This window comes from Allobosea sp. 2RAB26, assembly GCF_052115465.1.
Classification (GTDB): Bacteria; Pseudomonadota; Alphaproteobacteria; order Rhizobiales; family Beijerinckiaceae; genus Allobosea.
This window is the reverse complement of sequence record NZ_JBFRGS010000003.1, coordinates 466826-488100: the sequence shown is the minus strand read 5'-3', so window position 1 is coordinate 488100 and position 21275 is coordinate 466826. Positions and strand designations below refer to the sequence as shown.

The following is a 21275-nucleotide window of genomic DNA, read 5'->3' as shown; positions in this document are numbered from 1 at the left end:
CTCGATGCCGGCCCCTTTATGAGGCCTGGGACGCGCGGATCTCCATCTTGGCCAGGTTCAATCCTGAGACCGGATACGTTGATGCAGACTGCTCAAATCAGATCGCCAAACAGCTTGCAGACGGGGCGGGCCATACGTTTCCCGCCGCCGCTTGCTGATGGGCGCGCACGATGGTGCTGTCGAGCATCAGATATTGGTTATCACGGTCGGCGGTCAGCGCGTTGAACACCGCCTCCCACACCCCGGTATGGCACCAGCGACTGAAACGCCGATGCACCGTCTTCCACTTGCCATAGCGTTCGGGCAGGTCACACCAGTGGGCACCAGAGCGCAGAACCCACAGACAACCGTTCACAAACAGGCGGTTATCCGAGCCCGTCCGACCTGGATCGCTCGTCTTGCCGGGCAGCAAGGGCGCAATCCGCAGCCATTGCGCCTCATTCAGCTCGTAGCGCTTGATCCCCATCATTGGCTCCGCGTCTCAACACGGAACCCCATGAATCAGACATCGCGCCAGTTGTGAATCCTGAATGTCGATCCGCCCTAAGATATCGGCCCGGAAGCGGATTGCAGTTTTCGGGCCGATGCAATCACTGAAGCTCAGACATCGGACCGGATGCGACTATCCAGCCCGATGGTCTGAGCGACCCGCCCTGGTCATATGTCCCGCCGGGGCGCCTCAGTTGCTGCCCGTGCAAGGGATGATCGAGCCGGATGCGGGCCGCGCGGTGAACCGCCCCCCGTCTCGAAAACCAAGAAGGCCGCCGGTTCATCACCGGCGGCCTTCTCTTTGGACGGCTTGTGTCGGCTGCTCAGAGCTGGTGGCCGCGCTTGCGCATTTCCTGGCTGAACCGATCGAACAGGAAGTTGCTGGTCTGCAGGGTCCATGGCTGCAGCACGACGAAGATCTCGTCGATCGCCTGCGGACGGAAGGCGTTGTAGCGCTGCCCGACCGGCGACTTGAAGAAGGCGGCGACCTCCTTGAGGTCGGACTCGGTCATCTTCTTCGCGAAGATCTCGCCTGCCGCGGTGATCATCTCCGCGATCTTCTGATCGGATTCCGGCTTCAGCGTATCGATCACCTCATTCAGATCCTTCTGGATCTCGGGACGGGTGGTGCCGACGATCTGGCGGACGCGATCGCGGAACTCGCCGTAAATCGACTCGAAGGACTGTGCGATGCCCGAGGAGATCACGACATCGCGGCCAGCCTGGAGCTGCGAAGCCGTCACCGTGGAGGCCGGAGCCGGGGTCGCAGCCGGAGCCTGGGCCTGCGCAGGCACGGCGAATACAAGCGCCAGACCGACGGCCACGCCGGCGAGGTGGTGACGGAACATTGCGTTGGGCCCCTTCATTATCAGGCTGACTCACACAGCCCGGGCATGACCCTCGCCCGCCCTTCGGCAAGCGAGCCGGTCCACCCGGCGGTTTCGGTATCGCCGCGATCGGCGTGGTGACGTATCCGTCCGGTTCCGGGCGGCGTGGTGCGCGTCTCCTTAGCGCGGATTGCGCCGGAATGGAATCATTCGATCGTGCCGAGAATCTTCAGGCCCGAGCTGCTGGCGAGGATGGCGCAGGAGGCAATGCCGAGGAAGAGCCCGTGCTCGACCACGCCCGGAACGGCGTTCAAGGCGGCGGCGAGCGCCTCGGGCTGTTCGATGCGCCCGAGATGCGCATCAAGGATGAAATGGCCGCCATCGGTGACCAGCGTCGAGCCGTCCGGGCGCAGCCGCAGCTTGATCTCGCCTGCCGCCCCCGATGCCGCGATCGCGGAGGCCACGGCGCGACGCGTCGCCTCAAGCCCGAAAGGCACGACCTCGATCGGCAGCGGGAAACGCCCGAGGGTCTCGACCAGCTTGGTGTCATCGGCGATGACGACCATGCGCTTCGAGGCCACCGCGACGATCTTCTCGCGCAGATGGGCTGCTCCGCCACCCTTGATCAGGCGAAGCTGCGGATCGACCTCGTCTGCGCCATCGACCGTCAGGTCGAGCTCCGGCGTCTGATCGAGCGTCGACATCGGGATGGCCAGCGCCATGGCCTGGGCCTGCGTCGCTTCGGAGGTCGCGACGCAGAGCACATCCAGCCCCGCCGCAACGCGAGCGCCGAGCAGGTCGACGAAATGCTTCGCCGTCGAGCCCGTGCCGAGGCCGAGCCTCATGCCTGGGCGAACCAGTTCGAGCGCGCGCGCTGCCGCCTGCTTCTTGAGGTCGTCGGGGCTCATCAGCTTGTCCTGACCTGTCACGCGCCCAGCCCGCCGAGGAGCATGTACTTGATCTCGACGAACTCATCCATGCCGTGGAGGGAGCCCTCGCGGCCGAGGCCGGATTCCTTGACCCCGCCGAAGGGCGCGACCTCGGTGCCGAGGATGGCGGAGTTGATGCCGACCATGCCGTATTCGAGCTCCTCGGCGACGCGGAAGGCGCGACCGAGATCCCGGGTGTAGAAATAGGCGGCGAGCCCGAAGGGCGTGTCATTGGCCATGCCCACGACCTCGTCCTCGCTGGTGAAGCGATAGACCGGAGCGAGCGGGCCAAAGGTTTCCTCGCGCGTCACCAGCATCTTCGTGGTGACGCCGGCAAGCACGGTTGGCTCGAAGAAGGTGCGACCGAGCGCATGGCGCTTGCCGCCGACCACGACCTTCGCCCCATTGGCGACGGCATCGGCGACATGACGCTCGACCTTCTCGACCGCGCGCTCATTGATCAGCGGCCCCTGCACGACACCGATTTCGGCACCGTTGCCGACCTTCATCTTTGCGACCTCGCCGGCGAATTTCGCGACGAAATCGTCATGGATGCCGTCCTGCACGAAGAGCCGGTTGGTGCAGACGCAGGTCTGACCCATGTTGCGGTACTTGGCGATGATCGCGCCCTGCACGGCAGCGTCGAGATCGGCATCGTCAAAGACGATGAAGGGCGCATTGCCGCCGAGCTCGAGGCCAACCTTCTTCACCGTCGAGGCGGCCTGCTGCATCAGGAGCTTGCCGACCGGCGTCGAGCCGGTGAAGCCGATGAAGCGCACGGCCGGGTGGGAGGTCATCACGCCGCCGATGGCCTGCGCATCGCCGGTGACGAGATTGATGACGCCCTTGGGGAAACCGGCCCGCTCGGCCAGCTCGACCAGAGCCAGCGCCGTCAGCGGCGTATCCGGCGCCGGCTTGACCACGAAGGTACAGCCGGCGGCGAGGCCGGGAGCGCATTTGCGCGTGATCATCGCGGCCGGGAAATTCCAGGGCGTGATCGCGGCGCAGACGCCGACCGGCTGCTTCTGGACGATGATGCGCGAATTCGGGAAGGGCGAGGGAATCGTCTCGCCATAGATGCGCTTGGCCTCTTCGGCGTAGAACTCGACGAAGGAGGCGGCATAGGCGACCTCGCCGCGCGCTTCGCTCAGCGGCTTGCCCTGCTCGGCGGTCATGATCTGCGCCAGGTCCTCCTGGTTCGCCATGATCAGGTCGAACCATTTGCGCAGGATCACCGAGCGCTCCTTGGCGCTCTTCTTCGCCCAGGGCTTGAAGGCGCGCGAGGCGGCTTCGACCGCAGCGGTGGTCTCATCGGCGCCGAAGCGCGGCACCTTGGCCAGCAGCTCGCCGGTCGCGGGATTGTCGACCGCATCGACGCCCGCGCCGATCCAGGCGCCGTCGACATAGCACTGCGATTTCAGGAGCGACGGATCATTCAGCTTCAGCATGGCGGGCCTCGACGATTGCGGACATGCCCGGGCCTCTAGCACGAGCGATCGCGTCGCGCCGATTCAAAATGCCGCATGCTGCAGGTGCTCGAAGCGCAGGACGGGGCTATTTCGTCTGCGGCGTACAGACCACCTTGTCGTCGAAGACGTAGCAGATGCTCATCTCGCCGGTGCGAACATTGACGCGAAAGATGCCGCCTTCGCGCTCGTGGCGCGACGGCATCAGCAGGTAGTCGCTCGGCGCCTGCGGGCCGGCCCCCTCCCCCGCCGGGAAGCAGACAGTGACGCCGACGCCGCCTTCCTTGAGCTGGAACTGGCAGGCGCCGACCTCGCCGGTGGCGCGATCGACCCTGTAGACACGGTTGAGATCCGTCTGCGGCGCAGGCGCAAACTCGAAGGGCGCGGCCTGAGCGGAGACGTGCGGCACGATGCAGGTGCCGAGCGCCAGCAGCGCCCCGAGCACCGACCGGCGGAAGCCGGCGTTTTCAAGATATTCAGACACCACTGCCATCCTTCACGCGAATCAAGGCAAAGATAGCATTGTTGCTGCCTGCCAAGATGACGATCCGGCCCGGCTCGCTTGCCAAACCGGACCAGACCGCCTTTAGAGGCCCAAAGCACCTGCGCACCGGAACCCCGCCCATGAGCTTGCTCCCCATCGTCGTCTTCGATCTCGACGGCACCCTCGCCGAGACCGCGCCCGATATCATGCGCACGCTCAATGTCATTCTCGAGCAGGAAAAGCTCTCGCCCCTGCCGCTGGAACGCGCGCGTGAACTCGTCGGCGCCGGCGCCCGCGCCCTGATCGAACGTGGTTTTCGCGTCTCCGGACGGCCGCTCGACGAAGAGACGCTGGAGCGGCTGTTCCAGGACTTCCTGCGAATCTACGCCGAGGACGTCGCCTCGAACAGTTATCTCTATGACGGCGTCGTTGCTGCCATGCATGCCCTGGCGGAGGACGGATATGCGCTCGCCGTCTGCACCAACAAGCCGATCCTGCACACGCGCCTGATCCTCGAGCATTTCGGCATCAGCGGGCATTTTGCGGCTGTGGCCGGGCGCGACAGCTTCGCCTTCCACAAGCCCGACCCCCGCCACCTGACGCTGACGATCGAAGCCGCCGGCGGTGACCCCAGGCGCGCGGTGATGATCGGCGATTCACGCACGGATATCACCACCGCGCGTGCCGCCGGTATCCCCTCGATCTGCGTTCCCTTCGGCTATACCGATGTCCCGATCGAGGAGTTGGAGCCCGATCTCGTGATCCAGCATTTCGACGAGTTGCACGGCGCCGTGCGGCAGATACTGGAGCCGGCGCCCGCGCTTTGCGCATCGGCGAAATAGCGATCGGCGGGGCTTTGATCGGCTCCGCTGCTGACCGATCAGGTCGGGTGACGCGGCCCGTCGTTGAGGCAAGCCGCGCGATATCTGCGTCACAACTGGATAGCCATGCTGATGCACGCAAAGCGCGCTCTGCACAGATCTCGATAGCGATATGAAGAGGAAAAATGGTGGGCGGCACAGGGATCGAACCTGTGACCCCTCCCGTGTGAAGGGAGTGCTCTACCGCTGAGCTAGCCGCCCGGACCGGCGCTTCTCCTAGTCGCGGACACATGCGCCGTCAAGGCGCAGTTCCGCCAAGCCCGCACGCAGCCGGGGAAATCTCGGCACCGCCCCAGCCGCAGTGCTGTAGGAGGCCCTCCCCGCGCCCATCAGGCGGCAACTCCGCACAACGCGACATTGCGGCGAATCCTGACAGCTTCCTCCGCTGGCACGGACCGCCAGGCCGCAGAGCACGCGCGTCACCTGCCGCTCACGCCGCGCATATCCGTTGCCCAGGGGGAAAGCGCGCCTTTGGCTCTGGAGGGAACAGAGCGGGTCACGTTCCGTTCATCCGCAGCGAGCTATTCACGCCTCGAATCGGAGGACCCATCGATGCTGCTCAGAAAACTGATCCTCACGTCGGCAGTGGTCTCGGCGCTGATCCCGGCGGCAGCGGCGCACGCACAGTATTATGACCCCTATGACCGCCCGCCGCCGCGCTACGGCTATGATCGGGGCTGGGACTACGACCGGCCACCGCCGCCGCGCTACGGCTATGAGCGCCCCTATCGCCAGCCGCGCTATGGCGACATGTGCGTCACCTCCCGCGGCTCCTGCGAGGCTCCGCCCTCGCCAAGAGGCGCCCCTTGCCGCTGTTATTTAGACGGTTTCGGCCCCAAGCGCGGCGCCATTCAGTAGAAATCTCGGCGAGATCGCGAGCAAGCCCTGGCTCGCGATCTCGTCAGGTCCGATTGTGTCAGAGCGCTGGCCTTCGGCCCCGGATCACTTGAAACCGATCAGGATGCCGTCTGCCCCAAGCGCAAGCTGCAGACCCTGGCGGCGCGTGTTCAGCTTCATCGTGACGCCATTGCTGTTGCGGAGCCAGACGCTGCCCTTGCCCTGCGCTCCCAGCGCCCAACCCTCGCGCAACTGGACATAAGCCCCCGCGAAGTCCTGCAAGCGGTGAAGGCCGTAGACTGTCCCGGTCGCCGTCATCCGTGAAGCGCCGAAGCCGCCGAAGCCCACACCGCCGACCGTGATGCCGTAGGGACGGCCGCCGAACTTCAGCGTTCCGCCGCCGACCTCGCCGGAGCCGATGAAGGCAACCTGGACCTGCTGGATGCGGACCGAGCCTCTCGGCGGACCGAGCGTCTGCTGCTGGGCTGCGGCCGGTGCGGCGGCCGAGGCGATGGCAAGGAAAACTGCGGCAAGGACAGGCAGAGGCGACCCGATCGGCATTGAGCGAACTCCTTCGCTGGACTGGTTTGCTCAGACTGTCAGAGTGTGTCCGCGATGCGGGATCGTGTCCATTGCGCCGGCTTCGCGGTCAGGGGGAATCCCCTGCAGGGGCGCGCTGGAACATGGTCTCGATATCCCGCACCGCGTCGGCATAGCGGATGACATTTCGCTGGTTTTCGAAGGAGAGCGACCGGTAAAGCCTGACGAGCGCTTGCTCCTCAGCGGAAACCTGCATCAGACGACCGCCCTCGCGCGCCTTTGCGGCACCATCCACTGGCCCCTTGCGCGGCTCGGACACAGGAATTCCCTATGGCGGTTGCAGATGAAGCAACTACGCGTGAACACCCGATTGGTTTCAGCCTCGCCCCGGCACGGCAGCAGACGCGTCCCTCGAACACCTGATCATGCCCGGTCGCGGGGCCGACGGTTCCGGCGCCAGATAGCCAATGTCGGCCAGAAGGCCGCGAGCGCCACGAAGACCGTCAGCAGGAGAAGCGCAACCACCATCTGAACAAAGTCGAAATTGGGAGCGCTGGGAGCAACGAACCAAGCGGCGACGATCCCGGCCAAGGCCAGCAATGCCTGAATGATCCAGTTGAACATCGTTAGGCCCTTCCGCAGACTTGTCCGGTCAAACACAGGTTCCGGACCCGAGACGGATTGTGACCGAGACGGGCGGGATGTGTCGAGCAATCAGTGCGCCCATGCGATGCAGAGCCATGCCGATCCGCCCAACCCCTCGAACTGTGATCGCAGACGCCTTTGAGGCCGCGGCTGATATCCTGCCGCGCCTGTTGCGGCGGCTCGGCGGGGCGGCAACGGCCTGTCCGCGGCGGCGTCACCGCCATCTGGTCCCAGTGACATGCCTCGCAGGCGCGCTGCTCGCGTGTCCGGCCTTGGCAGCGCCGGAGGAGCCAGCCTCCTCCGGAATCGACCAGGCCCTCTGCCGGCTGATCGACGAAGCGGCGCGGGGCCAGGGGGTTCCGGCCGCCTTCCTCACCCGGCTGATCTTTCAGGAATCGAGCTTTCGCCCGGGCGTCACCAGCCCGGCAGGAGCCCAGGGCGTGGCGCAGTTCATGCCGGGCACGGCGCGCGAGCGCGGCCTGCTCGACCCGTTCGACCCGGAGCAGGCCGTGCCGAAGGCTGCCCATTTCCTGGCGGAGCTGCGCCAGCGCTTCGGCAATTGGGGACTTGCCGCCGCCGCCTATAACGGCGGCCCGAACCGGGTCGCATCCTGGCTCGCCGGTCGCGGCGGCCTGCCATTCGAGACTGAGAATTATGTGCTCTCGATCACTGGCGTCGCCGCCGAGACCTGGGCCGAGGATGCGCGCGCGGCCGTGAACGGCGACGGGCGCGACCGCCCTGCCCGGCGCGCAACGCGAGACGAAACCTCGTTCTGCGCAACGACGGTCGTGGCGATCCGCGCCGGCAGCAAGCCGCTCGAGCTGCGCGAGGCGCCCTTCGCGCCATGGGGCGTGCAATTGGCCGGAAACTTCTCGAAGGCACGCGCGCTGGCGTCTTTCCAGCGGGCGAGCGAGAAGCACCGGACGATCATTGCCGAGCTGCAACCGATGATCATCGGCACACGGCTGCGCAGTCGCGGGACGCGGGCCTTCTATCGGGTGCGGCTGCCAGCCGCCACACGAACCGAGGCAACCGCGCTGTGCCGTCGCATCCAGGCGCAGAACGGGGCCTGCGTCGTGCTCAAGAGCTGAGCGGCCAAGTTTATGTTGCAGGTGCGCAACGCGGCGGTCGAAAGCCCGTGCCTCGCGTCGATGTGATGCCACAATGATTGCACGCCAAACGTGAGTCTGACAGGAGATTGAGGAGATGTTGACTTTTTCCGGTCAACTTCATGTCCGCGCGAATCCACGCCCTGAGGTCCCGATGAACCGCTCTTTCCGAATGGCCATGTTCGCAGGCTTGGGCCTGATGGCTGCCGCGTCGACTGCCAATGCCTATGAGATCGATCCGCTGACGCGCCAGCCATTGATGCAGAACCCTGAGGCCGCCAAGGCGCAGGCTACCGCCATTCCCCGCGAGATTGTGTCCTATGACACCCGGCAGCGGCCCGGCACCATTGTGATCAACACGACCGAGCGCCGACTCTATTTCGTGCTGCCCGAAGGCAAGGCCGTGCGCTATGGCGTCGGCGTCGGCCGCCCCGGCTTCGACTGGTCCGGCTCGCAGGCCATCACGCGCAAGGCGGAGTGGCCGACCTGGACCCCGCCGTCGCAGATGCTGAAGCGGCGCCCCGACCTGCCGCGCTTCATGCCCGGTGGCCCCGAGAACCCGATGGGCGCCCGCGCCATGTATCTCGGCTCGACCCTGTATCGCATCCATGGCTCGAACGAGCCGGAGACGATCGGCCAGGCCGTGTCGTCGGGCTGCATCCGCATGCTGAACGATGATGTGATCGACCTTTACGAGCGCACCAAGGTCGGCACCCGGGTCGTCGTCGCCCGCTGAGCGACCCGCTTCCCTAGATAAGGAAGGCCGGCCTCGTGCCGGCCTTTTTCTTGTTCGAGCCGGGCGGTCCTGACCGCGCCGGTTCGGAAGCCGGTCACCTCCGTCTGACAGGCTCCCGCGACAGCCCCTTGGCGGCGAGAGCGTCGAGATAGGCCTGCGTCTTCTCCTGCGCATGCTCGCCGAGCTCGCGCAGATAGTCCCAGGCAAAGATGCCGGTATCGTGCATGTCGTCGAAGGAGAGCTTGACGGCGTAGTGGCCGACGGGGTCGACGCCGATGATCTCGACCTCGGCCTTGCCCGGCACCGTCTTCTTCTGGCTCGGGTCATGGCCCTGGACTTCGGCGGACGGGCTTTCCACCCGCAGCAGCTCGGCCGCCAGCGCGAAGCTCGCGCCGTCCTCGAAGGCAATGTGGAGGGTGCGCCGATCCTTGGAGAGGCGGATTTCGGTGGGCCAGGCTGACATCTTCGTTTTTCACCAAGGGGATGTGACGATCGCAGCTATTGACGCCACGCACGCCAGTGCCAATGTCTGAACATGATATAGCTATGCGGCTGCCACCACGCACGTGCGAGCAGCGGATGGTGGAAACGCTGTAGAGACGAAACCAGAGTGCTGATCGATTCCCACAAGCCCGTGATGCGCCCGCCGCTGATCGATCCGTTCGGCCGGGAGATCAGCTATCTGCGCATCTCCGTGACGGATCGCTGCGATTTCCGCTGCGTCTACTGCATGTCCGAGGACATGACCTTCCTGCCCAAGCGCGATCTGCTGACGCTGGAAGAGGTCGACCGGGTTGCGACCGCCTTTGTGGCGCGCGGCACCCGCAAATTGCGCATCACCGGCGGCGAGCCGCTGGTCCGGCGCGACATCATGAGCCTGTTCCGCTCGCTCTCGCGGCATTTGGCCAGCGGCGCGCTGGACGAGTTGACCCTGACGACCAACGGCTCGCAGCTGGAGCGCTATGCGAGCGAGCTCGCAGCCTGCGGCGTGCGGCGCATCAATGTCTCGCTCGACACGCTCGATCCGGACAAATTCCGCGCGATCACGCGCTGGGGCGATCTCGGCAAAGTGCAGCGCGGCATCGAGGCTGCGCGCGAGGCCGGGCTCAGGGTCAAGATCAATGCGGTGGCCCTGAAGGGCGTCAACGAGGATGAGATCGAGGGCCTGATGCAATGGGCCCATGGACTCGGCATGGACCTCACCTTGATCGAGGTGATGCCGCTCGGCGAGATCGAGCCCGGACGCATCGACCAGTTCCTGCCGCTCTCGATCGTCCGCGCGAGACTGATGGAGCGCCATACGCTCGACGACGATCCCTATCGCACCGGCGGACCGGCGCGCTATGTCCGGGTTCGCGAGACCGGCGGACTGCTCGGCTTCATCACGCCGATGACCCATAATTTCTGCGAGAGCTGCAACCGGGTGCGCCTGACCTGCACCGGCACTCTCTACATGTGCCTTGGCCAGGAGGACGCCGCCGATCTGCGCGCCGCCGTGCGCGCCTCCGGCGACGATGCCCTGCTCTACCGTGCCATGGACGAGGCGATCTCGCGCAAGCCGAAGGGCCATGACTTCGTCATCGACCGCAGGCATGCCCGCCCTGCCGTCGGGCGCCATATGAGCGTGACGGGGGGCTGACGGTCGGCGCGCGCAGCCGAATGTGCCAGACTTGTCTCCAGCGGCAATAACCTGCGCCCCCTGTCGCCCAAGCGGGCAACTCCCGACGATCCGGAAGCGCGACCTGCGGCCTGCGGTTATCCACGGGCACGGCCTGTCATCCCCGCCGGCTGGCTCAGGTCGGGGCCGGCCGGTCTCAAAGACGTCGCAGCTCAGTGGCTTTGATACCACGCGAGAGCATCTGCCTCCGCCTGTCTGATCCACGCGTCCTTGCAGTCGCCATAGGCGTGGGAGTCGTCGGGGTGCCGGTTCCGGCAGTCCGCCTTTACGCGATCATAGGCGGCTGCGATGTCGGGACGGGCCCGGAGATAATCGCGGAACGCCAGGTGTCGCGTGATCTCCGGGGAGCCTTCGGGATAGCAATGGAGCTGGACGAGCCTGCGCCCCGTCTCCGTATCGGCTTTCGTAAGGTAGCGCCGGCCGGCCAAGCCGAGCTCTCCCCACCATTCGTATCCGAGCGTTTCCAGCTCGCCTTGCCGGGCATCGAACGCAGCGAGGCTCCCGACCACTGGCAGAAGGTCCAGGATCGGCTTGGCGTGAATGGCCGGGATCGCTGTCGAACCGACGTGATGAACGGTGAGCAGGCATGGCCCGATCGCCTCCGCAAGACGTTGCGCCTCGCGCCCGGCGAGATCGGACCAATGGGGATCATGGGGGTGCAGTTCAACTGTGATGGGCGGCGGCATGCCAGTGCTCTTCCATTCAGGGCAGAGCTCTTTCTACGATGCCGCTGCCCGGCGCAAGGACGAGCACGCTGAGGGAACCGGTCACTCTCCAGGTGGCTGCGGCCCGTCACGCAGGCGCCCCGGCCTCCTACATCCGATAGGCCATCCGCACACCGCCCCAATGCCGGCCATTCACGCGGAGCGGCGCGTCGACCTCGCGCATGAGCTGGGTGACATCGCCCATGTCGCGCCGGTAGGACTGGACGAGGAAGGGGCGCACGGAGCGGGCCGACATGATGCCGGCGCGATCGTGGAACATGCGGCGGTTGCGGCTATGCGGCGCGTTCCAGGCAGGATCGCCCTTGCGCTGCGGATGGGCGAACTCGGGGTGGTGCACCGGAATATAGCCGTTGCGATCGATCGGCAGGGCGAAGACCAGCCGCGGATCGCTGGCCAGTTCCTCGGCGAGCGCCGGCGGCAGCAGCGCCTCCAAGGCCGGCAGTGCGCTGTTGGTGTATTGCTGCGGCTCGGTCTCCGGCACGGGCAGGTAGTTGACGTCGAAGAGCTGGGCCTCGGACAGCCTCCCATCGCGTAGCGTCTGCTCGAAGAGCGTGCCCAGGCGAACCGCGAAGAGCTGCGCGCGCTCGATCAGCGGCCGATAGGATTCTTCGATCTCGTCGAGAAGGCGACGCAGGGGCTCATGCTCCCTGACGGTCGCTTCGCCGAAGGCGACATGAAGGCCGAGCTGGCTCGACGCCATCAGGCGGCAGGCCAAAGGCGGCAGGCCAGCGATGGTGATCGTCCCGCCCGTCCCTGGGCGGATGCCGGGATCGGACTGGGCGAGCAGCAGCGTTCCACCCAAGCCGAGGTCGATCGTCTGCGCGTTGAAGGTCGTGGCGCCGAAGTGTCCCTCGACCGGATACTCCGCAGGGAACCTGTCATGCTGGCGGCGGTCGGCGAAGACGGTGTGCCGCAGCAATGGCACGAAGCGCCCCATCAGTCCTTCGGCCTGCCGCGCGCCATCCGACATGGCGGCGCGCGCCTCGGCGCTACGGGCCGCTGCGCCCAAGGCCATTTCGTCGATCTCACCGACCTGCCGGGAAACCGTGTCGATGAAGCGGGCCGTCTCGTCGGCGCTGCGCGACAGTTCCGAGGCCGCTGCCGCCTGCTCGAGCGAGGCGCTGCCAATGGCCGCGATCACCGGATTGACGTCCCGCACCATTTGCAGCGCATCATTGACGATCGCGGCCGAGCCCTGGGCCGTCTGGGTCAGCCGATCGACACGGTTGCGGATATGGTCGACCGCGTCGCGCACCTCGATGGAGAGCGCCTTCACTTCCTGGGCAACTACGCCGAAGCCGCGGCCGGCCTCACCGGCGCGCGCCGCTTCGATGGTCGCATTCAAGGCAAGCAGATTGGTCTGGCGCGCGATCTCGGCAATGGAATCGACGATGCTGCGGATCTCGACCGTGGCGGAGGCGAGGCCTGTCATCATGTGCGTCGCCTCGCCAGCACGCATGGCCGCCGCCTCCAGCATGTCGCGCGCGCCATTCATCGAGCTGCCGACCTGCTCGGCCGCGTCGGAGACCTGCTGGGTGGCGGTCGCGAGCGCGCTCGAATTCATGCTGGCCGTCTCGGCCGCCTGCCTCAGATCGCCGGTACGCCTGTGAATGCCGATCGAACCACCCTCGGCCTGGCTCGATGTATGCTCTGCCTCATAGAGGCGCCCGGTGAGGCGTCGCAGGGCGGCAACGACATCCTGCTCGAGCGCATTGACGGCTTCGCGGATCGAGGCATCGTCAAGCGGATCGGGAAGTTCGATCGCTTCTGCCGGCGACGTCGGCTCCGCAGTGGCGACAGGCCCGGCTGCAACGGCACGGTCTTGGGTGCCCAACCAGCGCCGGACCCTTTCGCGAAACATCAGCCAATCCCGGACAGCGCAAAGTCGAACCTTTATGGTCGGGCAATGTTAACAAAGCTTCTCCCGAAGCCACGACTTGCCCAAACGAGAGGCCGAAAGCGCGCAGGGCCATGCGCCGGAAGCGGGATTCGCCGTCCCGGACCGGCATGGACCCAATGCGAGGCTGCAGCTAAAGCTCTGATCATCCGCATCGCCCTCCCCCAGGCCAGCCCATGACCAGTCATAGCTACGATGTGATCGTTGCCGGTGTCGGTGCCATGGGCTCCGCCGCCTGCTGGCATCTCGCGCGGCGCGGACTGAGGGTCCTTGGCCTCGAGCGCTTCGACCTCGGCCATGCGATGGGCTCGTCACATGGCATGACGCGGATCATCCGCCTCGCCTATTTCGAAGGCTCGCATTACGTGCCGATCGTCCGGCGCGCGCATCAGCTCTGGTCCGAGACCGGCGCGGAAGCGGGCATGCAGTTGCTGCACGTCACCGGTTCGCTCGATCTCGCACCCGAAGGCGCCGGGCCGGTCGAGTCCTCGCTGCGCTCCTGCCTCGACCACGGGTTGACGCATGAGGTGCTCTCGGGCCCGGAGATCGCGCGCCGTTTCCCTGGCTTTCAGCTGCCGGCGGGACATGTCGGTCTCTGGCAGCCCGATGGCGGGTTCGTCGCCTCCGAGAAGGCGATCTATGCCCATGTCGGCCTCGCCCAATCGCGTGGCGCCGAGATCCGGACCAATGAGCCGCTGCTCGACTGGGCGCCGACCGCGCAAGGCGGCGTGGTCGTGCGCACCGACCGCGGCACCTATTCCGCTAGCCGGCTGGTGATCACCTCCGGCGGCTGGATCGCCGACGCGGTCCCGGCATTGGCCGCGAATGTCTCGACGGTGCGGCAGGCCATCGGCTGGTTCACGACGCGACGGCCGGAGCTGTATCGTCCGGGAGCCTTCCCGGTCTTCATCCTCAGTGTCGAGGAAGGCACCTTCTACGGCTTTCCGCTCTACGAGCATCCTGGCTTCAAGCTCGGCGGCCCGCATTTCGGGCGCGAGCCGATGGATCCGCGCGAGCCGGACCGCACTCCGAGCCCGCGCCAGGTGGCGCTGATCCGCGATTGCCTCGCCCGCTACCTGCCCGATGCCGCCGGAGAACCGCTCAGCCTGAAGGGCTGCGTCTACACTGTGACGCCGGACGAGGATTTCGTGATCGACGCCGTGCCGGGCGTCCCGCAGGCCGTGTTCGCATCCGCCTGTTCCGGCCATGGCTACAAATTCGCCAGCGCCATCGGCGAAATCCTCGCCGACCTCTCCACCACCGGCCAATCCGCTTTCGATCTCAAACCCTTCTCGCTCAGCCGCTTTCCGGAAGCGTGAGCCGCCGCGAGCCCGGCGCAGAACTTCTGCGCGACGGCCTCTCGACGCCACCAGGACCTTGCCTTGGCCAGTTCAGCCGAAAACCGTCGCGGAATCATCGCCATGCTGCTGGCGATGTTTCTCTTCACCTGCAACGACGCGCTCATGAAGCTGGCACGCGAAGTCTACCCCGTCGGGCAGGCAATCTCGCTGCGGGCCGTCTTTGCGGTGACGACGGCGCTCGCCATGATCTGGATGATGGGCGAAGGCCGCAAGCTCGGCGAAATGTTCAGGCCGCTGGTCCTGCTCCGCGGGATGATAGAGGCCGCAATCGCCCTGATCTTCATCTGGTCGGTGGCCAAGCTCCCACTCGGGAACATCACCGCCATCCTGATGGCCTCCCCGCTCATCATCCTCGTCCTCGCGGTGGCGCTCGGCATCGAGAAGGTCGGCTGGCGCCGGACGGTTGCCGTCGCGGTCGGCTTCATCGGCGTGCTGGTCGTGATCCGGCCGACGCCCGAGCATATGAACATCGCCGCGATTGCGGCCCTCGTCAGCGCGATATTGGCCGCGGCTCGCGATCTGGTTACCCGCAGGATCGGCAACCACGTCCCTTCGACGGTGATTTCGTTCACGGCGACGATCATCGTCGGCCTCTCCGCCTTCGCACTCGGCTTCTTCGAGACCTGGGTGCCGATCCGCCGGATCGAGACCGTCTATGTCGGCGGCGCGGCCGTGCTGGTTTCGCTTGGCAGCTTCTGCATCGTCAACGCCTTCCGGAACACCGATGTCGGGGTCGTCACCGGCTACCGCTATTCCGGCGTCGCCTTCGCGGTGCTGATCGGGTACCTGCTCTGGGGTGAGGTTCCCGACGCCTGGGCCGTGACCGGCATCGCGCTGATCGCCGGCAGCGGCCTCTACACCCTGCATCGCCAGCGCGTCGTCCCCAGTGCCAAGCTCAAGATCGAGGGTGGCCCTGCGTCATGAGCGGCCGGCCTGTCGCAGCGAAGCCCGCCCTGCTCGTTCTGGTCGCGATTTCGACCCTGCAGCCGATCGCTCTCAACCTTCTCGCCCCTGCGACACCGGCCGTGGCGCGCCATTTCGGCACGAACTACGCGACGATCCAGCTGACGCTGACGCTCTATCTCGTCTCGGTCGCGCTGATCCAGTTGCTGATCGGCCCCCTCTCCGACCGCTTCGGGCGGCGGCCCTGCGTCAATGCCGGGATCATCGTCTTCATTCTCGGCTCGATCCTCGGAGCATTGGCCCCCACCACGGAAGTCCTGCTGGCGGCGCGCGTGCTGGAGGGCGCTGGTGCCGGTACGACTTTCGCGCTGGCCCGGGCCATCATCCGCGACAGCGCCCATCGCGACGAGGCGGCGAGCCAGATCGCCAGCGTCACCATGGTCATGGTGGTGGCGCCGATGATCGCACCCTATCTCGGCGGCCATATCGAAACCTGGTTCGGCTGGCGGATGATCTTCTGGGCGATGACCGCAGCCGGCGCGCTCGTTCTCCTGCTGACGGCGGCCCGATTGCCGGAAACCGCTCCGAATGTCGGCATCAGGACATCGCTGCTCGGCGTGTTCCGCTCTTTCCCGCTCCTGGCGCTCGACCGGGAGTTCATCGTCAACGTCATCGCGCTTTCGATGACATCGGCCGCGTTCTTCGCCTTCGTCGCCGGAGCCCCCTTCATCGTCGTCGAGACGATGGGCCGGGGCTCGGATGTCTATGGCGCCTATTTCATCCTGAGCGCGTTCGGCTACATGGTCGGGAACTTCGCGATGTCGCGGCTCGCGGTCAGGCGCGGGGCCGCTCCCCTGGTGCGGATTGGCCTGATCATCTCTGTCGTGATGATGAGCATCGCGATGGTGTTCGCGATGAGCGATTACTGGACGCCGCTGACCCTCTTCCTGCCGCTGGCGATCAGCTCGGTCGGCAATGGCTTGACGATTCCCGGTGCGGCAGCTGCAGCGCTGTCCGCCAAACCCGAGCTTGCCGGCTCCGCAGCCGGGCTGATGGGAGCCATCCAGCTGGGGGTCGGTGCGTTGGCCACAATCGTGATCAGCTGGCTTGTCATACTTTGGCCGCAGTCCCTGATCGCCACGATGTGGCTGATGATGGCGATCGGGCTATTTTCCTTGCGTTTCAGCGGCTTCCGGCGACGCGGCTGATCCCCAACCCGTCGCCCTGCGTAATCTTGTGCTGCCCCAGACCTTCGTATAACCAGCGCATAACCAGCGCGACATGGCCCTCATGCGCCGCGTGCATTCATAATCTGGGAGAGCGGGTGTGCAGGGACTTCTCAAGGTCAGCCGCATCATCGACGCGATCAACGGTCAGATCGGCAAGAAAGTTGCCTGGCTGATCCTGCTGGCCGTCATCGTCGCGACGGTAAACGCGATCGTGCGCAAGATCTTCAACATGTCGTCGAATGCCTGGCTCGAGCTGCAATGGATGCTGTTCGGCGCCGTCTTCCTGATGTGCGCCTCCTGGACGCTGCAGGTGAAGGAGCATATCCGCATCGACATCCTGAACAGCCAGCTGCCGAAGCGCGTTCAGCAATGGATCGACCTTCTCGGTCATCTTCTGTTCCTGCTGCCGTTCTGCGCGCTGATGATCTACCATTCCTGGCCGTTCTTCTGGCGCTCCTACGCGGTCAACGAACAGTCGCTCTCGGCCGGCGGCCTGCCCCAGTGGCCCGCCAAGGGGCTCCTGATCGTTGGCTTCTTCATGCTGTTCTGTCAGGGCATTTCGGAAGTCATCAAGCAGATCGCGATCATGCGCGGTCTCCTGGAGGACGAAGAGACGTTGCGTGGCCATGCGGCCGCTGCGGAAGCGGAAGCGCAACGCCTGCTGGATCAAGCCAAGGCCCAGGGCCTGGCTTCGTGAGCAACCCAGAAGAACTCCGGAAACCGCCGATGACCGCCTCCCGCTTCGCGCGCGCAGCCGGGCTTTTGCTCGCGCTCACCCTGACTGCCTTCTTCAGCCTGCATATGGGCGATGCCCATGCCGCGGGGATCGGGGATTTTCTGCGCGTCAACATGGCGCCGGTGATGTTCGCCGCCCTCGTGCTCTTCCTCCTGCTCGGCTACCCCGTCGCCTTCGCACTCGCCGCCAACGGTCTGCTCTTCGCGCTGATCGGCATCGACCTCGGCATGTTCCAGGAGAACTTCCTGCAGGCGCTGCCGGAACGCATCTACGGCACGATGAACAACGACGTGCTGCTCGCCATTCCCTTCTTCACCTTCATGGGATTGGTGCTCGAGCGCTCGGGCATGGCGGAAGATCTGCTCGACACCATCGGCCAGCTCTTCGGCCCTGTCCGCGGCGGCCTCGCCTATGCCGTGATCTTCGTCGGCGCCCTGCTCGCCGCCACGACCGGTGTCGTCGCCGCCTCCGTCATCTCGATGGGCCTGATCTCGCTGCCGATCATGCTGCGCTACGGTTATGACCGCCGGCTCGCCTCGGGCGTGATCGCGGCGTCCGGAACGCTGGCGCAGATCATCCCGCCTTCGCTTGTTCTGATCGTGCTCGCCGACCAGCTCGGCCGGTCCGTTGGCGACATGTATGAGGGCGCCTTCATCCCAGGCCTCGTCCTCGCCGGGCTCTACGCCGGTTACGTCTTCCTTGTCACCATCGTCCACCCGAAGCGCGCTCCCGGCCTGCCGCCGGAGGCACAGACCCTGCGCGACGCCGACGGCAAGACACGCCGGTTCTCGCTGCTGGTCGTCGCGATCATCTCCTTCTGCGTCGCCTACGCCTATATGAAGCTCTATACCAAGGTCGATGCCGGGGCCGATTTCGTCGTGCTGACGATGTCGATCATGGTTGGCGTCTCGCTGGTCATCGCGCTGATCAACAAGATGCTGGGGCTCAAGCTGCTGTCGCGCATGACCGAGCAGGTCATCTTCGTGATGGTGCCGCCGCTGGCGCTGATCTTCCTCGTGCTCGGGACGATCTTCATCGGCGTCGCGACACCGACCGAAGGCGGCGCGATGGGCGCGGCGGGTGCGATCCTGCTCGCCTTCAGCAAGCGCCGCCTCTCCTTCGAGTTGCTGAAGCAGGCGACGGAGTCGACGGCCAAGCTCTCGGCCTTCGTGCTCTTCATCCTGGTCGGCGCGCGCGTGTTCTCGCTGACCTTCTACGGCGTCAACGGCCATGTCTGGGTCGAGCATCTGCTGGTCGGGCTGCCCGGCGGCGCGACGGGCTTCCTGATCGTCGTCAACGTGATGGTCTTCCTGCTGGCCTTCTTCCTGGATTTCTTCGAGCTGGCCTTCATCGTGGTGCCGCTGCTCGGCCCCGCGGCCGAGAAACTCGGCATCGACCTGATCTGGTTCGGCGTTATCCTGGGCGTGAACATGCAGACGAGCTTCATGCACCCGCCCTTTGGCTTCGCGCTGTTCTTCCTGCGTTCGGTCGCGCCCAAGCACCGCTACAAGGACAAGGTCACGGGCCTGCAGATGGAGCCCGTCACCACCGGCCAGATCTATTGGGGCGCCGTGCCCTTCGTGGTGATCCAGTGCATCATGGTGGCGCTCGTCATCATCTTCCCGAAGATGGTGATGCACTACAAGGCGTCGGCCATTCAGCTCGACCAGAAGTCGATCGACAAGCAGTTCGACTCCATCCAGATCCCGGGACTGGGCGGCAGCATGCCAGGTCTCGACCTCAACGCCCCGCCGACGCTCAACCTCAAATAGGCGCCGGTCAGCGGAAACAAAAAGGGCGGGGAGCGATCCCCGCCTTTTTTCATGTCCGGACGGCAGCGCTTGGGATCAGCGATAGAAGCTGTCGCCGAACAAGCCCCGGTCTGATTGAACCTTGCCGCGGACGATCGCGCGCACCGGCCCGAGGGTGGACTCGCCGCGTGCCTCGAGCTGGGCCGTGGCACCGACGGCAGAGCCATAGCGATTATCGGAGCGCTTGCCGAATTCGGCCCGAACCGAGCCGCCCGCGCGCACGCAGAAAGAGGAACCATCGACCCTGACATAGCCGGGGCCATATTCCGGGCAGGGACGCGTCGCCTTGTCCAGCTTGGGTGCAGGCAGCTTGGCCGACGGGACGCCGCGGCCAGGGAGGGGCTCGCCGATCGACTGAGCCGCGGCGGGGACCGTTGCAGCGAACACGGCGAGCAGACCGACAATCAGACGCGGCATTCGCAAGACTTCCCGAACAGATGCGCAAGCGGCGCGCAAGGCGTGACCAGCCCTGAGTCTAGCCCGCAAGCGCGGCAAAGCAATGGCCGGCCGCCGCCCCATTGGCATGCCCGGCGGATGCGAAAAACCCCGGCCTCGCGGCCGGGGTCCGACAGGGATCGAGTTCGCCGGTTTCCCGGCGGGTCGCTCTCTTCAGAGCTGGTTGGCCGCGCGCGCGCGGATCAGGAAATTGTCGAAGCTGTATTCGGCGATCTGGAACCAGAGATATTCGTCGCCGCGGAAGGCCGACATCGCCTCATAGACCTTCTTGAAGTCGGGGTTCTTGGCTGAGGTCTCGGCATAGACCTCCTTGGATGCCTTGAGGCAGGCTTCCATGATCTCCTGCGAAAACGGTCGCAATTGTGCACCGGCGCCGACGAGACGCTTCAGGGCCGCGGGATTCCTGGCATCGTATTTGGCCTGCATGTCGACATTCGCCAGTGCCGCCGCCGTGGTCAGCACCGATTTGTAGACCTTCGGCAGCGATTCCCACTTCGCCTGGTTGATGAAGAAATGCAGCGCAGCGCCGCCTTCCCACCAGCCCGGATAGTAATAGAACGGCGCAACCTTGTTGAAGCCAAGCTTCTCGTCATCGGCCGGGCCGACCCATTCGGCCGCGTCGATCGTGCCCTTTTCCAGCGCCGGATAGATGTCGCCACCGGCGATCTGCTGCGGCACGACGCCAAGCTTGCTCATGACCTGTCCGGCGAAGCCGCCGATGCGCATCTTCACGCCCTGCATATCGGCGACGGTCTTGATCTCCTTGCGGAACCAGCCGCCCATCTGGCAGCCGGTATTGCCACCGGGAATCGCGTAGATGTTGTGCTTCTTGTAGAATTCGTTGAGCAATTCATTGCCGCCGCCATGGTAGAACCAGGCGTTCTGCTGGCGCGCATTGAGGCCGAACGGCACCGCAGTGCCGAAGGCGAAGGTCGGATCCTTGCCGACATAGTAATAGGAAGCGGTGTGGCACATCTCGACAGTGCCATTGGTCACCGCATCGGCGGCCTGCAGGCCGGGAACGATTTCGCCGGCTGCGAAGACCTGGATCTGGAAATTCCCGTCGGTCGCTTCCGACACGGCCTTCGCGAGAATCTCGGAAGCGCCGTAGATCGTGTCGAGGGATTTCGGGAATGACGAGGTCACTCGCCATTTCAGCTCAGGCATAGGCTGGGCGATGGCCGGGCTGGCAATGGCGCCAGCGGCAGCCCCCGCCCCGGCAACCTTCAAGAAATGGCGACGCTTCATCTGGATTTTTCTCCCCTCAGAGACGTTCAGCGGCACCGGTTGATCCGGCTTTGCGCGCGCGCTCCAGAAAAGCAGGTCCTGTGATCCGCGCAAGTGGAAAGCATGCCCCCTATGCATTTTCTGCAGGATAGTACTTTCGTCGCAAGGGAAACCGAGTTCCATCAAGCAAGACCGGCCCGCCTGCCCCGAAGGGAAGACCGATCTCGCGCGAACGACCAAAGAAAAAGCCCGGCTTGCGCCGGGCTTTCGCGTTGATCTCGACCGAGAAGATCTCGGTCGATGTTGCCG

General features: G+C 65.5%; 22 protein-coding genes, 1 tRNA gene and 1 pseudogene. 10 read left to right on the top strand and 14 right to left on the bottom strand.

The window, feature by feature from the left end; all coding sequences use genetic code 11:
• Nucleotides 1-139: 139 nt before the first annotated feature.
• From AB4118_RS08005 to AB4118_RS07985, 5 genes and pseudogenes are all read right to left on the bottom strand, one after another.
• Nucleotides 140-460 (bottom strand): annotated as a pseudogene (locus AB4118_RS08005) (IS5 family transposase); the annotation flags it as partial.
• A 352-nt stretch (nt 461-812) separates the two neighbouring features.
• Nucleotides 813-1337, bottom strand: a complete 525-nt coding sequence (locus AB4118_RS08000; protein ID WP_441489223.1) for a DUF2059 domain-containing protein — start codon at nt 1335-1337, stop codon at nt 813-815.
• A gap of 185 nt (nt 1338-1522) precedes the next feature.
• The gene (gene rpiA / locus AB4118_RS07995) at nt 1523-2224 is read right to left on the bottom strand and encodes a ribose-5-phosphate isomerase RpiA (protein ID WP_441489222.1); all 702 of its coding nucleotides are present in this window, start codon (nt 2222-2224) and stop codon (nt 1523-1525) included.
• Nucleotides 2225-2241: 17 nt separating this feature from the next.
• Nucleotides 2242-3693, bottom strand: coding sequence for an NAD-dependent succinate-semialdehyde dehydrogenase (locus tag AB4118_RS07990; RefSeq protein ID WP_441489221.1), 1452 nt, complete (start codon nt 3691-3693; stop codon nt 2242-2244).
• Nucleotides 3694-3799: 106 nt separating this feature from the next.
• Nucleotides 3800-4204 carry a hypothetical protein gene (locus tag AB4118_RS07985; RefSeq protein WP_441489220.1) on the bottom strand — a complete coding sequence of 135 codons (405 nt, stop codon included), beginning with the start codon at nt 4202-4204 and terminating at the stop codon, nt 3800-3802.
• A 131-nt stretch (nt 4205-4335) separates the two neighbouring features.
• On the opposite strand from AB4118_RS07985, the gene gph reads away from it, so the two are divergent.
• The gene (gene gph / locus AB4118_RS07980; RefSeq protein WP_441489219.1) at nt 4336-5037 is read left to right on the top strand and encodes a phosphoglycolate phosphatase; all 702 of its coding nucleotides are present in this window, start codon (nt 4336-4338) and stop codon (nt 5035-5037) included.
• 165 nt (nt 5038-5202) lie between these two features.
• Here gph and AB4118_RS07975 read toward each other — a convergent pair.
• Nucleotides 5203-5277: transfer RNA gene (locus AB4118_RS07975), tRNA-Val, on the bottom strand.
• A 351-nt stretch (nt 5278-5628) separates the two neighbouring features.
• Between AB4118_RS07975 and AB4118_RS07970 the strand changes: the two genes are divergently transcribed.
• Complete coding sequence (locus AB4118_RS07970) at nt 5629-5934, top strand: hypothetical protein (protein WP_441489218.1); 306 nt, start codon at nt 5629-5631, stop codon at nt 5932-5934.
• A gap of 84 nt (nt 5935-6018) precedes the next feature.
• Here the strand turns inward: AB4118_RS07970 and AB4118_RS07965 are convergent, their stop codons facing one another.
• The 3 genes from AB4118_RS07965 to AB4118_RS07955 form a co-directional block, all read right to left on the bottom strand.
• The gene (locus AB4118_RS07965) at nt 6019-6474 is read right to left on the bottom strand and encodes a hypothetical protein (RefSeq protein ID WP_441489217.1); all 456 of its coding nucleotides are present in this window, start codon (nt 6472-6474) and stop codon (nt 6019-6021) included.
• Nucleotides 6475-6562: 88 nt separating this feature from the next.
• Nucleotides 6563-6772, bottom strand: a complete 210-nt coding sequence (locus tag AB4118_RS07960) for a hypothetical protein (RefSeq protein WP_441489216.1) — start codon at nt 6770-6772, stop codon at nt 6563-6565.
• Between the two features lie 104 nt (nt 6773-6876).
• A complete protein-coding gene (locus AB4118_RS07955) occupies nt 6877-7077 on the bottom strand; it encodes a hypothetical protein (protein WP_441489215.1) in 201 nt (66 codons plus the stop codon).
• Nucleotides 7078-7370: 293 nt separating this feature from the next.
• Here AB4118_RS07955 and AB4118_RS07950 point away from each other — a divergent pair, with 293 nt between their 5' ends.
• Entirely contained in the window at nt 7371-8189 is an 819-nt protein-coding gene (locus AB4118_RS07950) for a lytic transglycosylase domain-containing protein (protein ID WP_441489214.1), read from the top strand.
• Between the two features lie 172 nt (nt 8190-8361).
• A complete protein-coding gene (locus AB4118_RS07945; protein WP_113514822.1) occupies nt 8362-8943 on the top strand; it encodes a L,D-transpeptidase in 582 nt (193 codons plus the stop codon).
• Between the two features lie 94 nt (nt 8944-9037).
• Here AB4118_RS07945 and AB4118_RS07940 read toward each other — a convergent pair whose 3' ends face one another.
• Nucleotides 9038-9406 (bottom strand): gamma-butyrobetaine hydroxylase family protein, encoded by a 369-nt coding sequence (locus AB4118_RS07940; protein ID WP_441489213.1) that lies wholly within the window; start codon nt 9404-9406, stop codon nt 9038-9040.
• A 174-nt stretch (nt 9407-9580) separates the two neighbouring features.
• On the opposite strand from AB4118_RS07940, the gene moaA reads away from it, so the two are divergent.
• Nucleotides 9581-10582, top strand: coding sequence for a GTP 3',8-cyclase MoaA (gene moaA, locus AB4118_RS07935; RefSeq protein WP_441489238.1), 1002 nt, complete (start codon nt 9581-9583; stop codon nt 10580-10582).
• A gap of 191 nt (nt 10583-10773) precedes the next feature.
• Here the strand turns inward: moaA and AB4118_RS07930 are convergent, their stop codons facing one another.
• Both AB4118_RS07930 and AB4118_RS07925 read right to left on the bottom strand, forming a co-directional pair.
• Nucleotides 10774-11307 (bottom strand): GrpB family protein, encoded by a 534-nt coding sequence (locus AB4118_RS07930; RefSeq protein ID WP_441489212.1) that lies wholly within the window; start codon nt 11305-11307, stop codon nt 10774-10776.
• A gap of 127 nt (nt 11308-11434) precedes the next feature.
• Nucleotides 11435-13207, bottom strand: a complete 1773-nt coding sequence (locus AB4118_RS07925; RefSeq protein ID WP_441489211.1) for a methyl-accepting chemotaxis protein — start codon at nt 13205-13207, stop codon at nt 11435-11437.
• A gap of 212 nt (nt 13208-13419) precedes the next feature.
• On the opposite strand from AB4118_RS07925, the gene solA reads away from it, so the two are divergent.
• From solA to AB4118_RS07900, 5 genes are all read left to right on the top strand, one after another.
• Entirely contained in the window at nt 13420-14562 is a 1143-nt protein-coding gene (gene solA / locus AB4118_RS07920) for an N-methyl-L-tryptophan oxidase (protein ID WP_441489210.1), read from the top strand.
• 63 nt (nt 14563-14625) lie between these two features.
• Nucleotides 14626-15528, top strand: coding sequence for a DMT family transporter (locus AB4118_RS07915; protein WP_441489209.1), 903 nt, complete (start codon nt 14626-14628; stop codon nt 15526-15528).
• Complete coding sequence (locus AB4118_RS07910; protein ID WP_441489208.1) at nt 15525-16715, top strand: multidrug effflux MFS transporter; 1191 nt, start codon at nt 15525-15527, stop codon at nt 16713-16715. The genes AB4118_RS07915 and AB4118_RS07910 overlap by 4 nt, the downstream gene beginning before the upstream one ends.
• Nucleotides 16716-16833: 118 nt before the next feature.
• Complete coding sequence (locus tag AB4118_RS07905; RefSeq protein ID WP_441489207.1) at nt 16834-17433, top strand: TRAP transporter small permease subunit; 600 nt, start codon at nt 16834-16836, stop codon at nt 17431-17433.
• Between the two features lie 104 nt (nt 17434-17537).
• Nucleotides 17538-19244 (top strand): TRAP transporter large permease, encoded by a 1707-nt coding sequence (locus AB4118_RS07900; RefSeq protein WP_441489237.1) that lies wholly within the window; start codon nt 17538-17540, stop codon nt 19242-19244.
• Between the two features lie 75 nt (nt 19245-19319).
• On the opposite strand, the gene AB4118_RS07895 is transcribed toward AB4118_RS07900, so the two are convergent.
• Nucleotides 19320-19700, bottom strand: a complete 381-nt coding sequence (locus tag AB4118_RS07895) for a porin family protein (protein ID WP_441489206.1) — start codon at nt 19698-19700, stop codon at nt 19320-19322.
• A 192-nt stretch (nt 19701-19892) separates the two neighbouring features.
• Entirely contained in the window at nt 19893-20987 is a 1095-nt protein-coding gene (locus AB4118_RS07890) for a TRAP transporter substrate-binding protein (protein ID WP_113514737.1), read from the bottom strand.
• Between the last annotated feature and the right edge of the window lie 288 nt (nt 20988-21275).

What these genes read in the sequence shown, in the direction of transcription:
- AB4118_RS07990 (WP_441489221.1), bottom strand. Translation starts at nt 3,693, where the DNA reads ATGCTGAAGCTGAATGATCCGTCGCTCCTGAAATCGCAGTGCTATGTC.
- moaA (WP_441489238.1), top strand. Translation starts at nt 9,581, where the DNA reads ATGCGCCCGCCGCTGATCGATCCGTTCGGCCGGGAGATCAGCTATCTG.
- AB4118_RS08000 (WP_441489223.1), bottom strand. Translation starts at nt 1,337, where the DNA reads ATGTTCCGTCACCACCTCGCCGGCGTGGCCGTCGGTCTGGCGCTTGTA.
- AB4118_RS07970 (WP_441489218.1), top strand. Translation starts at nt 5,629, where the DNA reads ATGCTGCTCAGAAAACTGATCCTCACGTCGGCAGTGGTCTCGGCGCTG.
- AB4118_RS07925 (WP_441489211.1), bottom strand. Translation starts at nt 13,207, where the DNA reads ATGTTTCGCGAAAGGGTCCGGCGCTGGTTGGGCACCCAAGACCGTGCC.
- AB4118_RS07955 (WP_441489215.1), bottom strand. Translation starts at nt 7,077, where the DNA reads ATGTTCAACTGGATCATTCAGGCATTGCTGGCCTTGGCCGGGATCGTC.
- solA (WP_441489210.1), top strand. Translation starts at nt 13,420, where the DNA reads ATGACCAGTCATAGCTACGATGTGATCGTTGCCGGTGTCGGTGCCATG.
- AB4118_RS07910 (WP_441489208.1), top strand. Translation starts at nt 15,525, where the DNA reads ATGAGCGGCCGGCCTGTCGCAGCGAAGCCCGCCCTGCTCGTTCTGGTC.
- AB4118_RS07900 (WP_441489237.1), top strand. Translation starts at nt 17,538, where the DNA reads ATGGGCGATGCCCATGCCGCGGGGATCGGGGATTTTCTGCGCGTCAAC.
- AB4118_RS07930 (WP_441489212.1), bottom strand. Translation starts at nt 11,307, where the DNA reads ATGCCGCCGCCCATCACAGTTGAACTGCACCCCCATGATCCCCATTGG.
- AB4118_RS07895 (WP_441489206.1), bottom strand. Translation starts at nt 19,700, where the DNA reads ATGCCGCGTCTGATTGTCGGTCTGCTCGCCGTGTTCGCTGCAACGGTC.
- AB4118_RS07945 (WP_113514822.1), top strand. Translation starts at nt 8,362, where the DNA reads ATGAACCGCTCTTTCCGAATGGCCATGTTCGCAGGCTTGGGCCTGATG.
- rpiA (WP_441489222.1), bottom strand. Translation starts at nt 2,224, where the DNA reads ATGAGCCCCGACGACCTCAAGAAGCAGGCGGCAGCGCGCGCGCTCGAA.
- gph (WP_441489219.1), top strand. Translation starts at nt 4,336, where the DNA reads ATGAGCTTGCTCCCCATCGTCGTCTTCGATCTCGACGGCACCCTCGCC.
- AB4118_RS07890 (WP_113514737.1), bottom strand. Translation starts at nt 20,987, where the DNA reads ATGAAGCGTCGCCATTTCTTGAAGGTTGCCGGGGCGGGGGCTGCCGCT.
- AB4118_RS07965 (WP_441489217.1), bottom strand. Translation starts at nt 6,474, where the DNA reads ATGCCGATCGGGTCGCCTCTGCCTGTCCTTGCCGCAGTTTTCCTTGCC.
- AB4118_RS07940 (WP_441489213.1), bottom strand. Translation starts at nt 9,406, where the DNA reads ATGTCAGCCTGGCCCACCGAAATCCGCCTCTCCAAGGATCGGCGCACC.
- AB4118_RS07985 (WP_441489220.1), bottom strand. Translation starts at nt 4,204, where the DNA reads ATGGCAGTGGTGTCTGAATATCTTGAAAACGCCGGCTTCCGCCGGTCG.